This window comes from Streptomyces sp. NPDC091279, assembly GCF_044757465.1.
Taxonomy (GTDB): Bacteria; Actinomycetota; Actinomycetes; order Streptomycetales; family Streptomycetaceae; genus Streptomyces.
Genome location: NZ_JBIVVA010000010.1, coordinates 146504 through 159769, shown reverse-complemented (window position 1 = coordinate 159769; position 13266 = coordinate 146504). Strand labels below are relative to the sequence as shown.

8 protein-coding genes and 1 pseudogene are annotated in these 13266 nt (G+C 70.6%); 8 read left to right on the top strand and 1 reads right to left on the bottom strand.

Annotated elements, in window-relative coordinates:
* Nucleotides 1–305: 305 nt before the first annotated feature.
* The 8 genes and pseudogenes from ACIQOU_RS25325 (at nt 306) to ACIQOU_RS25290 (ending at nt 12520) form a co-directional block, all read left to right on the top strand.
* Nucleotides 306–1577 (top strand): extracellular solute-binding protein, encoded by a 1272-nt coding sequence (locus ACIQOU_RS25325; RefSeq protein WP_401539250.1) that lies wholly within the window; start codon nt 306–308, stop codon nt 1575–1577.
* 133 nt (nt 1578–1710) lie between these two features.
* On the top strand, nt 1711–2718 hold the full coding sequence (locus ACIQOU_RS25320) for a carbohydrate ABC transporter permease (RefSeq protein ID WP_401539249.1): 1008 nt from the start codon (nt 1711–1713) through the stop codon (nt 2716–2718).
* Between the two features lie 11 nt (nt 2719–2729).
* Entirely contained in the window at nt 2730–3635 is a 906-nt protein-coding gene (locus tag ACIQOU_RS25315; protein ID WP_401539247.1) for a sugar ABC transporter permease, read from the top strand.
* Between the two features lie 66 nt (nt 3636–3701).
* Entirely contained in the window at nt 3702–5411 is a 1710-nt protein-coding gene (locus ACIQOU_RS25310) for a glycoside hydrolase family 13 protein (protein ID WP_401539245.1), read from the top strand.
* 126 nt (nt 5412–5537) lie between these two features.
* A complete protein-coding gene (locus ACIQOU_RS25305) occupies nt 5538–6914 on the top strand; it encodes an alpha-amylase family protein (protein WP_401539243.1) in 1377 nt (458 codons plus the stop codon).
* A 177-nt stretch (nt 6915–7091) separates the two neighbouring features.
* Nucleotides 7092–10436, top strand: a pseudogene (gene pulA / locus ACIQOU_RS25300) (pullulanase-type alpha-1,6-glucosidase); the annotation flags it as partial.
* A 72-nt stretch (nt 10437–10508) separates the two neighbouring features.
* Nucleotides 10509–12131 carry a SpoIIE family protein phosphatase gene (locus tag ACIQOU_RS25295; protein WP_401539241.1) on the top strand — a complete coding sequence of 541 codons (1623 nt, stop codon included), beginning with the start codon at nt 10509–10511 and terminating at the stop codon, nt 12129–12131.
* Nucleotides 12132–12172: 41 nt separating this feature from the next.
* Complete coding sequence (locus ACIQOU_RS25290; protein WP_401539240.1) at nt 12173–12520, top strand: 5-carboxymethyl-2-hydroxymuconate Delta-isomerase; 348 nt, start codon at nt 12173–12175, stop codon at nt 12518–12520.
* Between the two features lie 15 nt (nt 12521–12535).
* Here the strand turns inward: ACIQOU_RS25290 and ACIQOU_RS25285 are convergent, their stop codons facing one another.
* Nucleotides 12536–13225, bottom strand: coding sequence for a TetR/AcrR family transcriptional regulator (locus ACIQOU_RS25285; RefSeq protein ID WP_401539239.1), 690 nt, complete (start codon nt 13223–13225; stop codon nt 12536–12538).
* Between the last annotated feature and the right edge of the window lie 41 nt (nt 13226–13266).

The window sequence follows — 13266 nt, the reverse complement described above, 5'->3', positions numbered from 1 at the left end:
CTGCGTCATCGCACTCCCTCGTGAACATGATGGCAAGAGCTTGCAGAGTCTTGCACAGCCGGTCCCTGGGCGCTCTCTCCCCTGAAAATAAAGGTAAACAAGCGTCGCACGGTGATCGCTGTCAGGTCACATCCGAAGAATTTCCGCACTTCCTTGCAATTTTTTTCAGCAAGGTCTTTCGCGCCTCTTACCCGGCTGTTACGTTCACGTCGCCCGGTCGCCGCAACGGCGCAGTCGGCAAGTCGGCAGGGGCGGCGGACGGGGCCGCCCCCGCACCACACGGGCACGGACCTCAAGGAGAACTCATGCGGCGTGGCACAGCGGCCACCGCACTGGTGGCTTCGTTCGCCCTCGCGGCGACGGCCTGCGGATCGAGCGGCGACGACAGCGGCACAGCCGGCGGTCCGGTGACCATCACCTGGTGGGACACGTCCAACGCCACCAACGAGGCGCCCACTTACCGGGCCCTGGTCAAGGAGTTCGAGGCCGCGCACCAGGGCGTCAAGGTCACCTACGTCAACGTTCCGTTCGACCAGGCGCAGAACAAGTTCGACACCGCCGCCGGTGCCCAGGGCGCCCCGGACGTGCTGCGCTCCGAGGTCGGCTGGACCCCCGCCTTCGCGAAGAAGGGCTTCTTCCTGCCGCTGGACGGCACCGAGGCGCTGAAGGACCGGAAGGCGTTCCGGTCGAGCCTGATCACGCAGGCCCAGTACGAGGGCAAGACCTACGGCGTCCCGCTGGTCACCGACACCCTCGCGCTCGTCTACAACAAGAAGCTCTTCGCCCAGGCCGGTGTCCAGGCGCCGAAGACCTGGGACGACCTGAAGAAGGCCGCCGCCACCGTCAAGGAGAAGACCGGCGCCGACGGCTACTGGGGCTCCACCCAGGCCTACTACGCGCAGCCGTTCCTCTACGGCGAGGGCACCGACACCGTCGACGTCGCCGCGAAGAAGGTCACCGTCGACTCGGCCGCCGCGAAGAAGGCGTACGGCACCTGGCTCGGCCTCTTCGACGGCAAGGGCCTGCACACGGCGGACACCACCGCCGACGCCTACGCCCACATCCAGGACGCCTTCCTCAACGGCAAGGTCGCCGCGATCGTCCAGGGCCCGTGGGAGATCACCAACTTCTACAAGGGCGCCGCGTTCAAGGACCAGGCCAACCTCGGCATCGCCACCGTTCCGGCCGGGTCCACCGGCGAGGCGGGCGCCCCGACCGGCGGCCACAACCTCTCCGTCTACGCCGGGTCGGACGCCGCCCACCAGAAGGCCGCCCTGACGTTCGTGAACTACATGACGTCCGCGAAGGCCCAGGCCACCATCGCCGAGAAGAACTCCACGCTGCCGACCCGCGAGGACGCCTACACCGCCGCCGTCAAGGCCGACCCCGGCATCGCGGGCTTCCAGAGCGTGCTGCCGTCGGCCCGGCCGCGCCCGGCGCTGCCCGAGTACAGCTCGCTGTGGACCCCGCTGGACACCGAGCTGCCGAAGATAGCCGGGGGCAAGGAGTCCCTCGACCAGGGGCTCGGCAACGCCGGACGCTCCCTCGCCAAGCTGGTGCCCGACTTCACCAAGTGAGCCGCGCGGCCGCCGGGTTCCTCACGTGGGGGGAGGAACCCGGCGGCCGGCACTCCCCAACTCGACGGGCGGGCAGGGCACGTGACGTGTCCGGCCCGCCCACACCGCAGACCTCGGAGAAGGTTGTCGAACCATGACCGTCGCCATCGACCGCGCGACCGGCAAGCGCCGCGGGGACCACCCCGGGCAGCGCGCGCCCCGACCCGGACGCCTCCGGCGCAGCTTCCAGAAGCACTGGTACGCGTACGCGATGATCACCCCGGTCGCCGTCGTGCTCGGCGTCCTGGTGCTCTACCCCCTGGTCTACGGCCTCTACCTCACGCTCACCGACGCCACCAGCCTGAACACGGCCCGCACCATCGGCGTCCACCACATCGACGCCACCTATCGGTTCATCGGGCTCGACAACTACCGCGACATCCTGTTCGGCGCGACCGCCTACGACCGCTTCTGGTCCCACTTCCTGTGGACCATCGCCTGGACCACGCTCTGCGTCGCCCTGCACTACACCATCGGGCTCGGCCTCGCCCTGCTGCTCGACCAGAAGCTGCGCGGCCGCACCCTCTACCGGCTGGTGCTGATCCTGCCGTGGGCCGTGCCGACGTTCGTCACGGTGTTCGGCTGGCGGTTCATGCTCGCCGACGGCGGCATCCTCAACTCCCTGCTGCACACCCTCCGTCTGCCCGCGCCGAGCTGGCTGGAGGACACCTTCTGGCAGCGGTTCGCCGCCATCATGGTCAACACCTGGTGCGGAGTGCCGTTCATGATGGTCTCGCTCCTCGGCGGGCTCCAGTCCATCGACGCCTCGCTGTACGAGGCCGCCGAGATGGACGGCGCCACCGCCTGGCAGCGCTTCAGATACGTCACCCTGCCGGGGCTCAGGTCGGTCAGCTCCACCGTCGTCCTGCTCGGCGTCATCTGGACGTTCAACCAATTCGCCGTGATCTTCCTGCTGTTCGGCACCACCGCGCCCGACGCGCAGATCCTGGTCACCTGGGCGTACTACCTCGGCTTCGGGCAACAGCCGCGTGACTTCGCGCAGTCCGCCGCCTACGGCATCCTGCTGCTGGCCATCCTGATCGTCTTCACCTCCTTCTACCGCCGCTGGCTGAACCGCAACGACCAGCAGCTCGCGATCTGAGGCAGGAACCCATGAGCACGACCACCGTCGAGACCACCGCCACCGCCGGACAGCACACCGCCGCCGCCCCCCGCCAGGGCCAACGACGCGGCGGGAAAGGCCCGTTGGGCGCCCTGGCCGCCCACGGTCTGCTGACCGTCGCGAGCCTGATCGCCCTCTTCCCGATCGCCTGGCTGGTCTTCCTCTCGCTCGGCCCGGACAAGGACGACTACCTCCACCCGGGCGGCATCTGGCGGAAGATGACGTTCGCCAACTACACATACGTCCTTCAACACACGTCGTTCTTCGACTGGTTGAAGAGTTCGCTGATCGTCGCGCTCGGCACCACCGTGATCGGCGTGCTGATCGCCGCGACCACCGGCTACGCCGTCTCGCGGATGCGCTTCCCCGGCTACCGCAGGTTCATGTGGGTCCTGCTGGTCACGCAGATGTTCCCGGTGGCCGTGCTGATGGTGCCGATGTACCAGATCCTCTCCGAACTCCGGCTCATCGACAGCTACTTCGGGCTCGTCCTGGTCTACTGCTCGACGGCGGTGCCGTACTGCGCGTGGCTGCTCAAGGGGTACTTCGACACCATCCCGTTCGAGATCGACGAGGCCGGACGGGTCGACGGACTCTCGCCGTTCGGCACCTTCGCCCGGCTGATCCTGCCGCTGGCCCGGCCGGGACTCGCGGTCGCCGCGTTCTACAGCTTCCTCACCGCGTTCGGCGAGGTCGCGTTCGCCTCGACGTTCATGCTGTCCGACACCAAGTACACGTTCGCCGTGGGCCTCCAGACGTTCGTCAGCGAGCACGACGCCCAGCGCAACCTGATGGCGGCCACCGCCGTGCTGATCGCGATACCCGTCTCCCTGTTCTTCTACCTCGTGCAGAAGAACCTGGTGACCGGCCTCACCGCGGGCGGCACCAAGGGCTGAACCGCCCCTGATCGCAGCTCCACCGACGACCGATGACTCCGTCATCCGCACCTCCGCAAGGACGACATGAGCCAGCACTCCGCAGCCCCCCGCACCACCACCGTCACCGTCGCCAGGCGCCGCGACTGGTGGCGGGACGCGGTGATCTACCAGGTCTACCCGCGCAGCTTCGCCGACCACGACGGGGACGGCATGGGCGACCTCGAAGGCGTCCGCTCCCGCCTCCCGTACCTGCGTGACCTGGGCGTCGACGCCGTGTGGCTGAGCCCCTTCTACGCCTCCCCGCAGGCCGACGCCGGTTACGACGTCGCCGACTACCGGGCCGTCGACCCCATGTTCGGCACCCTCCTCGACGCCGACGCGCTGATCCGCGACGCCCATGAGCTGGGCCTGCGCATCATCGTCGACCTCGTCCCCAACCACACCTCCGACCGCTACGAGTGGTTCAGGCGCGCCCTCGCCGAAGGCCCCGGCTCACCTCTGCGGGACCGCTACCACTTCCGCCCCGGCAAGGGCGCAGACGGTGAACTGCCGCCCAACGACTGGGAGTCGGTCTTCGGCGGCCCCGCCTGGACCCGCGTCGAGGACGGCGACTGGTACCTCCACCTGTTCGCCCCCGAGCAGCCCGACCTCAACTGGGAACACCCCGCCGTCCGCGACGAGTTCCGCTCCATCCTGCGGTTCTGGCTCGACATGGGCGTCGACGGATTCCGCATCGACGTCGCCCATGGACTCATCAAGGCCGAAGGGCTGCCCGACCTCGGCTCCCACGACCAGCTCAAACTGCTGGGCAACGACGTCATGCCGTTCTTCGACCAGGACGGCGTCCACGAGATCTACCGCCAGTGGCGCACGATCCTCGACGAGTACACCGACACGAAGGGGCCCGCAGGGCCTTCGTCGGAAGGCCGGCGACGGGCGACGGGCGACCGTATCTTCGTCGCCGAGGCCTGGACGCCGACCGTCGAGCGCACCGCCCACTACGTCCGCCCCGACGAACTCCACCAGGCCTTCAACTTCCAGTATCTGACGACCGATTGGGACGCCGAGGAGCTGCGGACGGTCGTCGACCGCACCCTCGCCGCCATGCGCCCCGTCGGCGCCCCGGCCACCTGGGTGCTCTCCAACCACGACGTCACCCGGCACGCCACCCGGTTCGCCAACCCGCCGGGCCTCGGCACCCAGATCCGCACCGCGGGTGACCGGGCGGCGGGCCTGCGCCGGGCCCGCGCCGCGACCCTCCTCATGCTGGCCCTGCCCGGCTCCGCCTACGTCTACCAGGGCGAGGAACTCGGCCTCCCGGACGTCGTCGACCTGCCCGACGAGGTCCGCCAGGACCCCGCCTACTTCCGGGGTGCGGGCCAGGACGGGTTCCGCGACGGCTGCCGGGTGCCGATCCCGTGGACCCGTGAGGGCAGCTCGTACGGGTTCGGCGCGGGCGGCAGCTGGCTCCCGCAGCCTGAATCCTGGGGGGAGTTGAGTGTGGAGGCGCAGACCGGGGTGGCCGGTTCGACGCTGGAGCTGTACCGGGCGGCCCTCGCGGTGCGCCGCACGCAGGCCGACCTCGGCGCGGGGGACGCGGTGGAGTGGCTGCGGGTGCCCGAGGGCGTCCTCGCCTTCCGGCGCGGCGCGTTCGTGTGCGTCGCGAACACCGGCGGCGAGTCGGTGACCGTGCCGATGCGCGGCCGGGTGCTGCTGGCCAGCGGCGAGATCACCGAGGCGGACGGCGAGGCGAAGCTCCCGGCCGACACCACCCTGTGGTGGGCCACCGCCTGACCGAGACTTTCTTCCAGCAACTTCCGTCGGCCCGCTGCCTTTTCAGGCGGCGGGCCTTTAACATCTCCGCAGCTGCAAGATTTCCGCAACTTTGCAGCAAGAACCTTCAACGGAGAAGGAACCCCCATGGCCCGTACCCGAGCCCTCTCCGGCGCGCTCGCCCTCGCCGCGGCCGCCGCCGTCCTGGCCCCCACCACCGCGCAGGCCGCCCCGCCCGGCACCAAGGACGTCACCGCCGTCCTCTTCGAGTGGAACTTCGCCTCGGTCGCCAAGGAGTGCACCAGCACCCTCGGCCCCGCCGGTTACGGATACGTCCAGGTCTCGCCGCCCGCCGAGCACATACAGGGCGCGCAGTGGTGGACGTCGTACCAGCCGGTGTCGTACCGGATCGCGGGTCGGCTGGGGGACCGGGCGGCGTTCCAGGCCATGGTGAACACCTGCCACGCGGCCGGGGTGAAGGTCGTCGCCGACGCCGTGATCAACCACATGTCGGCGGGCGGCGGCACCGGCACCGGCGGTTCGTCCTACAGCAAGTACGACTACCCCGGCCTGTACTCCTACGCCGACTTCGACGACTGCACCGCGCAGGTCAGCAACTACCAGGACCGCTGGAACGTCCAGCACTGCGAACTCGTCGGCCTCGCCGACCTCGACACCGGCGAGGAGTACGTCCGTTCGGCCGTCGCCGGCTATCTGAACGACCTCCTCTCGCTCGGCGTCGACGGCTTCCGCATCGACGCCGCCAAGCACATCGACACCGCCGACCTCGCCGCCATCAAGTCCCGCCTCAGCAACCCGTCGGTGTACTGGAAGCAGGAGGTCATCTACGGCGCCGGCGAGGCCGTCCAGCCCACCGAGTACACCGGCAACGGCGACGTCCAGGAGTTCCGTTACGCCTTCGACCTCAAGCGCGTCTTCACCAACGAGAACCTCGCCTACCTGAAGAACTACGGTGAGGGCTGGGGGTATTTGAGCAACTCCGTCGCCGGGGTCTTCGTCGACAACCACGACACCGAACGCAACGGCAGCACCCTCGACTACAAGGACGGCGCCACCTACACGCTGGCCAACGTCTTCATGCTCGCCTACCCCTACGGCGCCCCGGACATCAACTCCGGCTACGAGTGGTCGGATGTGGACGCCGGACCGCCCAACGGGGGTGCGGTGAAAGCCTGTTGGCAGGACGGCTGGAAGTGTCAGCACGACTGGCCGGAGATCAGGTCCATGGTCGCCTTCCGCAACGCCACCCGGGGCGAGTCCCTGACGAACTGGTGGGACGACGGCGCCGACGCGATCGCCTTCGGCCGGGGCGCCAAGGGCTACGTCGCCCTCAACCACGAGTCCTCCTCGCAGACCCGCACCTACCAGACCTCCCTGCCCGCCGGGACCTACTGCGACGTGCAGAGCAACACGACGGTGAGCGTGAACGCCGGCGGACAGTTCGCCGCGACCCTGGGCGCCGGCACGGCGTTGGCGATCTACGCCGGGAAGAGCAGCTGCTGAGCTGATCCACCCCGGTGGCTGGAATTCCTTTCGCCACCTTTCATGAGCCTTGCTGCAAGGAGTGACCCCGTGACACCGAGATGGCCGGCGCCTCGGACGCGCCGTAGAGCCCACGTCGCCCGGAGCGCGGCCGTCGTCGCCACGCTGGTCGCCGCCCTCGTCCAGCCCTTCGCCGCCGACCTGCCCGCCGGAACGGCCCTGCGCCACAAGGCCGTTGTCGTCGACGCGGCCGGACGGACGGCGAGCGCGACGGCCACGTCCAGCACCGGCACCCCGCCCGCCGCGCAGGTGCCCACCGCCGCGTCCCGTGACTACGCGATCGTCCATTACCGGCGCACCGACGGCGACTACGCCGACTGGGGCCTGTACGCGTGGGGTGACCTCGCCGACGGAGAGGCGACGACCTGGCCGACCGGGCACCCGTTCATCGGCCGGGACGCCTACGGGGCCTTCGCCTACGTCAAGGTGAAGCCCGGGGCGGCGAACGTCGGTTTCCTCGTCGTCGACCAGAACGGCACCAAGGACGTCTCCGCCGACCGCACGATCGACGTCAGCAGCACCGGTGAGGTCTGGCTCGAACAGGGCAGGGACGAGGTCGTCACCGAGCGGCCCGGCTACCCGGCGCAGGACACCACCAAGGCCGTCGTCCACTACCACCGCGCCGACGGGAACTACGACGGCTGGGGCCTGCACGTCTGGACCGGCGCCGCCCAGCCCACCGACTGGTCGAGCCCGCTGAAGCCGGTGCGCACGGACGCCTACGGCGCGGTCTTGGAGGTCCCCCTCAACTCCGGTGCCACCAGCCTGAGTTACCTCCTCCACCACGGCGACGAGAAGGACCTCCCCACCGACCAGTCCCTCGACCTCACGGTGGCCGACGGGCATGAGGTGTGGCTGCTCGGCGGCCGGCCGGAACCCCTGCTGCCACAGCCCGCCGGTTCGGCCGCCGCCCTCGACCTGACCACCTCCAAGGCGATCTGGATCGACCGGAACACCCTCGCCTGGAACGGCGTCGACGGCGCCGCCTCCACCCAGCTCCTGTACTCCCACGACGGCTCCCTCACCGTCCGGGACGGGACCCTCACCAGCGACGACGAACGTTGGCTGCGGCTGACGAGGAGCACCCTCGCCGACGCCCAGAAGGCCACCTTCCCGCACCTCAAGGACTATCCGGCCTGGTCGGTCGACCCACGGGACCGTGACCGGGTCCGCGAGGCCCTGAGCGGTCAGCTCGTCGCCTCCCAACGGGCCGCGAACGGGGCCGTGTTGGCGGCGACCGGCGTCCAGATCGCCGGTGTTCTCGACGACCTGTACGACGCGAGCCGGGCCGAGCTGGGCCCGACGTTCCGCACGGGCCGCCCCACGCTCGCCGTCTGGGCGCCGACCGCGCGGACCGTACGCCTCGATCTCGACGGGGTGGTGAAGCCGATGACCCGCGACCCCGCCACCGGCGTCTGGTCGGTCACCGGACCCGCCTCCTGGACGGGCAAGCCCTACCGGTACGTCGTCGAGGTGTGGGCGCCGACCGTCGGCAAGGTCGTCACCAACGAGGTCACCGACCCCTACTCCGTCGCCCTCACCACCGACTCGCGGCGCAGCCTCGTCGTCGACCTCGCCGCCAACTCCCTTGCCCCGCCCGGCTGGTCGACCTACAGCAAGCCCGAGGCGGTGCCGCTGAAGGACGCGCAGATCCAGGAACTGCACGTGCGGGACTTCTCGGTGGCCGACCCGACCGTGCCCGCGCGGGACCGGGGCACCTACCTCGCCTTCACCGACCGGGACAGCGACGGCTCCAAGCACCTGCGCCGACTCGCCGCGTCCGGTACGTCGTATGTGCACGTGCTGCCCGCGTTCGACTTCGCGACCGTCCCCGAGAGGAAGGCGGACCGGACGAGCCCCGAATGCGATCTCGGCTCCTACCCCGCCGACTCCGACCGGCAACAGGCGTGCGTGACCGCGAGCGCCGCCGAGGACGGCTTCAACTGGGGTTACGATCCTTACCACTTCACCGTCCCCGAGGGCTCCTACGCCACCGACCCGGACGGCACCGCCCGCACGGTGCAGTTCCGCGAGATGGTCAAGTCCCTGAACCAGGACGGGCTGCGGGTCGTCATGGACGTCGTCTACAACCACACGGCGGCGGCCGGGCAGGCCGACACCAGCGTCCTCGACCGGATCGTGCCCGGCTACTACCAACGCCTGCTCGCGGACGGCTCGGTCGCGAACAGCACCTGCTGCTCCAACACCGCGCCCGAGAACACCATGATGGGCAAACTGGTCGTCGACTCCATCGTCACCTGGGCCAAGGAGTACAAGGTCGACGGATTCCGCTTCGACCTCATGGGCCACCACCCCAAGGCCAACATCCTCGCCGTCCGCGCGGCCCTCGACGCCCTCACCCCCGCCAGGGACGGCGTCGACGGCAAGAAGATCATCCTGTACGGGGAGGGCTGGACCTTCGGTGAGGTCGCCGGCGACGCCCGTTTCGTCCAGGCGAGTCAGCAGAACATGGCCGGGACCGGCATCGCGACCTTCTCCGACCGGGCCCGCGACGCGGTGCGCGGCGGCACCCCCTTCGACGCCGACCCCGGCGTGCAGGGCTTCGCCAGCGGCCTCTACACCGACCCCAACGCATCGCCGTCCAACGGGACTTCGGCCGAGCAGAAGGCACGCCTGCTGCACTACCAGGACCTCATCAAGGTCGGCCTCACCGGCAACCTCGCCGGGTACCGCTTCACCGACACCGACGGGCGGAACGTCACCGGCGCCGACGTCGACTACAACGGCGCCCCCGCCGGGTACGCGACCGACCCCGGCGACGCCCTCGCCTACGTCGACGCCCACGACAACGAAAGCCTCTTCGACGCCCTCGCCTTCAAACTCCCGCAGGACACCGCACCCTCCGACCGGGCCCGCATGCAGGTCCTCGCGCTGGCCACGGCCACCCTCTCGCAGGGCCCCGCGCTCGCCCAGGCCGGCACCGACCTGCTCCGCTCCAAGTCCCTGGACCGCAACTCCTACGACAGCGGCGACTGGTTCAACGCCCTGCACTGGAACTGCGCGGCCGGCAACGGCTTCGGACGCGGGCTGCCCCCGGCCCTCGACAACGCCGCCAAGTGGCCTTACGCCGGGCCCCTGTTGAGGAGCGTGGGGGTCGGGTGCGGGGAGATCGACGGTGCCTCCGCCGCCTACCAGGACCTGCTGCGCATCCGGAGCACGGAGGCGGACTTCTCCCTCGGCAGCGCCGGACGCGTGCAGTCGACGTTGGCCTTCCCGCTCTCCGGGACGGACGAGACACCCGGTGTGATCACCATGGAACTCGGGGACCTCGTCGTCGTGTTCAACGCCACCCCGACCACACAGGAGCAGCGGGTCGGCGGCCTCGCCGGGACCGGGTACCGGCTGCATCCGGTGCAGGCTGCGGGCGCCGACACCGTCGTGAAGGAGTCGTCGTACGCACGGGATTCGGGCACGTTCGCCGTTCCGGGTCGTACTGCGGCGATATTCTCCCGGACCAGCTGACACGGACCTAACCTTGGTGGGGCGGACCGTGAACCCCGGTCCGCCCCACCGCTGTTGCTCCGAGGCTGGTAGATGGACCCCCAGGGCAGACCGAACCGCACCACGGTCCTGATCGTCGACGGCGACCCCGCCGACCGGGACGCCCTGGCCGCCGCGCTGCGCCGGGCAGGGCACCGGGTCCTGCGCGCCGCGAGCGGCGCCGAGGCCCTCGCCGACCTCGACCTACGGCTGCGCAAGGGCACCCTGCCCGACGTCGCCCTCGTCGGCGCCGACCTGCCGGACCTGACCGGCGTCGAGCTGTGCCGCCGCCTCAAGGAACACCCCCGCCTGCTCGGCCTGCCCGTCGTGCACATGTCGGCCGAGGCCGCCGCACCCGCCGACCGCTGCCCGGGGCTCGACACTGGCGACGAGTCCTACCTCGCGCTGCCCGCCGAACCCGAGGCCGTCGACGCCGTCGTGCGGGCCGGCGTACGCGCCGCCCGGCTGCGCGCCGACAACCGCGCCCTGGTCGGACGCCTCACCCTGCTCTCCGAGACCGTCGTCACCATCCAGTCGGCACGCTCCCTGAAGGAACTCGCCGACGCGGCGGCCGACGGCGCCGCCCGGCTCACCGGAACCCCCGCCGCCGTTTTCGTCCTCAACCCCGACGACGAGCTGTACCGCGGCCTGTCCCGGGACCGGGCGCAGGTCGCGCTGCCCGACGACGACGCCCACCGCGCCGTTTCCGCGCTGCTGCGGCGGCTCACCCGGGGGCAGTCCGGGGTGCGCCTGACCACCGTCGCGTCGTCGCTGTGGCCGGCCGGGTTCTTCCGCCCCGGCGTGCGCCAGGACGCGCGGCTCGCGCTGGCGCGCACCCAGGACGGTCACGCGCCGGTCTGTCTCGCGGTGCCCGCGCGCGGCCTGCGACGGGCCGGGCAGGAGAGCGAGACGCTGCTCGCGCGGCTCGCGGAGGCCACCGCGCTGGCCGCCGAACCGCTCCTCATGTACCAGGTCGAACGGCATGTCGCGCTCACCCTCCAGCACAGTTTCCTGCCCCAGCCGCACCACCTGCCCGAGCTGCCCGGCCTCGACGTCGCCGTCCGCTACGTCCCCGCGTCCCGGGAGACCGAGATCGGCGGCGACTTCTACGCGGCCCTGGACACCGCCGACGGCATGCTCACCGCCGTCGGTGACGTCGTCGGCCACTCGCTGGACGCGGCCACCGTGATGGTCGAGCTGCGGCACGCCCTGCGCGCGTACTGCGTCGACGAGAGCGATCCCGGCGTGCTCGCGGAACGCCTGGACCGGATGCTGCGCCGCTACCACCCCGAGCTGACCGCCACCGTCTGCCTCGCCCTGACCGACCCCGCCACCGGACGCACCCGCATCGCCAACGCCGGACACATCCCGCCGCTGCTGCTGCGGGCCACCGGCACCGCCGACTACGTCAAGGCGCACGGCCCGCTGCTCGGCCCCGGGCTGCCGCACCCGCCGCCCACCGAACTCTTCCTGGAACCCGGCGACCGGCTCCTCATGGTCACCGACGGCCTGATCGAGACCCGGGGCACCGACCTGGAGGTCTCCATGGAGCAGCTCCGCGCCGCCTCGCTGGGCGCGCTGCCCGGCCTCGACGCCCTCTGCGACACCCTCCTCGCGTCCTTCGCCCACGACCCCGAGGACGACATCGCCATGCTCGCCCTCCAGCTGAGGAACTAGGCTGCCCCCGACGCCGTAGCCAGCAGACACAGGAGTGCCTCATGCCGCAGATCACCGTCGACTACTCCGACACGCTCGGGGACTCCTTCGACCGCGACGGGTTCGCGCGGGAGCTGCACGCCGCGACGGTCGAGATCGCGGCCGCCAAGCCGGAGGCGTGCAAGACGCACTTCCGTCCGGCCGCGTTCACCGCCTTCGGATACGCCTACGGCGGCCACGCCGTCGTGCACGTCACCTTCGGACTGCTCGCCGGGCGCACCGACGAGGTCAAGGCGCGGCTGACCGAGGCCACCCTGGAGCTGCTGCGCAAGCACATCGCCGACGACGGTCAGGTGCTGCACGCCTCCGCCGAGGTCCGCGACCTCGACGCCTCCTACCGCAAGTTCTAGTCCCGGTAAGGGAGTTCAGGACGCCAGCGCGATCAGCCGGGTCACCAGATCGGTGAACGGCCCGCTGGCGGAGTCCCGGCGCAGCGCGCCCCGCAGCACCGCCGCCGTCTCCTCGTCATGCGCGGCGCCGACGGCGGCCAGCGCCGCGAAGTCCTGCACGAGCTGCACCTCCAGGTCGGCGCGCGGGATGCGCCGGCCGTCCAGCCAGAGCAACGCCGTCGACTCGGCCAGCGAGATCCAGGACCGGACGACCAGTTCGAGCCGCGCGGGCGCCTCCGCGACCTCCAGATGCGACAGGATCTGCTCGTAGGCGGCCTGCCGGACGGAGTCGATGAGCACGTTCGTCGCGGACGAGCCGACGGCCGGGCCGCCCCGCATCAGCGCCGCGAACCCGGGGCCGTGGTCGTCGACGAAGTCGAAGTACCGGCGCATCACCCGCAACAGACGTGCGCCCAGGGGCCCTTCGGCCGGCTCCACGAACCGGGACGCCAGATCCTTCGACGCCCGCTTCAACGCGGCCTCGTACAGGCTGAGTTTGCCGGGGAAGTAGTGGTAGACCAGCGGCCGGGAGATACCGGCCGCGGCGGCTATCTCGTCGATCGAGACATCGTCCGGGGACCGTCGGCTGAACAGGTCGAGCGCCACGCCGATCAACTGCTGCCGCCGCTCCTCGACTCCCATGCGGCGGCGCACCCCGGTACCCATACGAACACCTTACTGATCGAACCCGGCCGCCCAAGGACCGG

Excerpts from the sequence above, each read along its gene's own strand:
- ACIQOU_RS25305 (WP_401539243.1), top strand. The coding sequence starts at position 5,538 with ATGGCCCGTACCCGAGCCCTCTCCGGCGCGCTCGCCCTCGCCGCGGCC.
- ACIQOU_RS25315 (WP_401539247.1), top strand. The coding sequence starts at position 2,730 with ATGAGCACGACCACCGTCGAGACCACCGCCACCGCCGGACAGCACACC.
- ACIQOU_RS25325 (WP_401539250.1), top strand. The coding sequence starts at position 306 with ATGCGGCGTGGCACAGCGGCCACCGCACTGGTGGCTTCGTTCGCCCTC.
- ACIQOU_RS25310 (WP_401539245.1), top strand. The coding sequence starts at position 3,702 with ATGAGCCAGCACTCCGCAGCCCCCCGCACCACCACCGTCACCGTCGCC.
- ACIQOU_RS25285 (WP_401539239.1), bottom strand. The coding sequence starts at position 13,225 with ATGGGTACCGGGGTGCGCCGCCGCATGGGAGTCGAGGAGCGGCGGCAG.
- ACIQOU_RS25320 (WP_401539249.1), top strand. The coding sequence starts at position 1,711 with ATGACCGTCGCCATCGACCGCGCGACCGGCAAGCGCCGCGGGGACCAC.
- ACIQOU_RS25290 (WP_401539240.1), top strand. The coding sequence starts at position 12,173 with ATGCCGCAGATCACCGTCGACTACTCCGACACGCTCGGGGACTCCTTC.
- ACIQOU_RS25295 (WP_401539241.1), top strand. The coding sequence starts at position 10,509 with ATGGACCCCCAGGGCAGACCGAACCGCACCACGGTCCTGATCGTCGAC.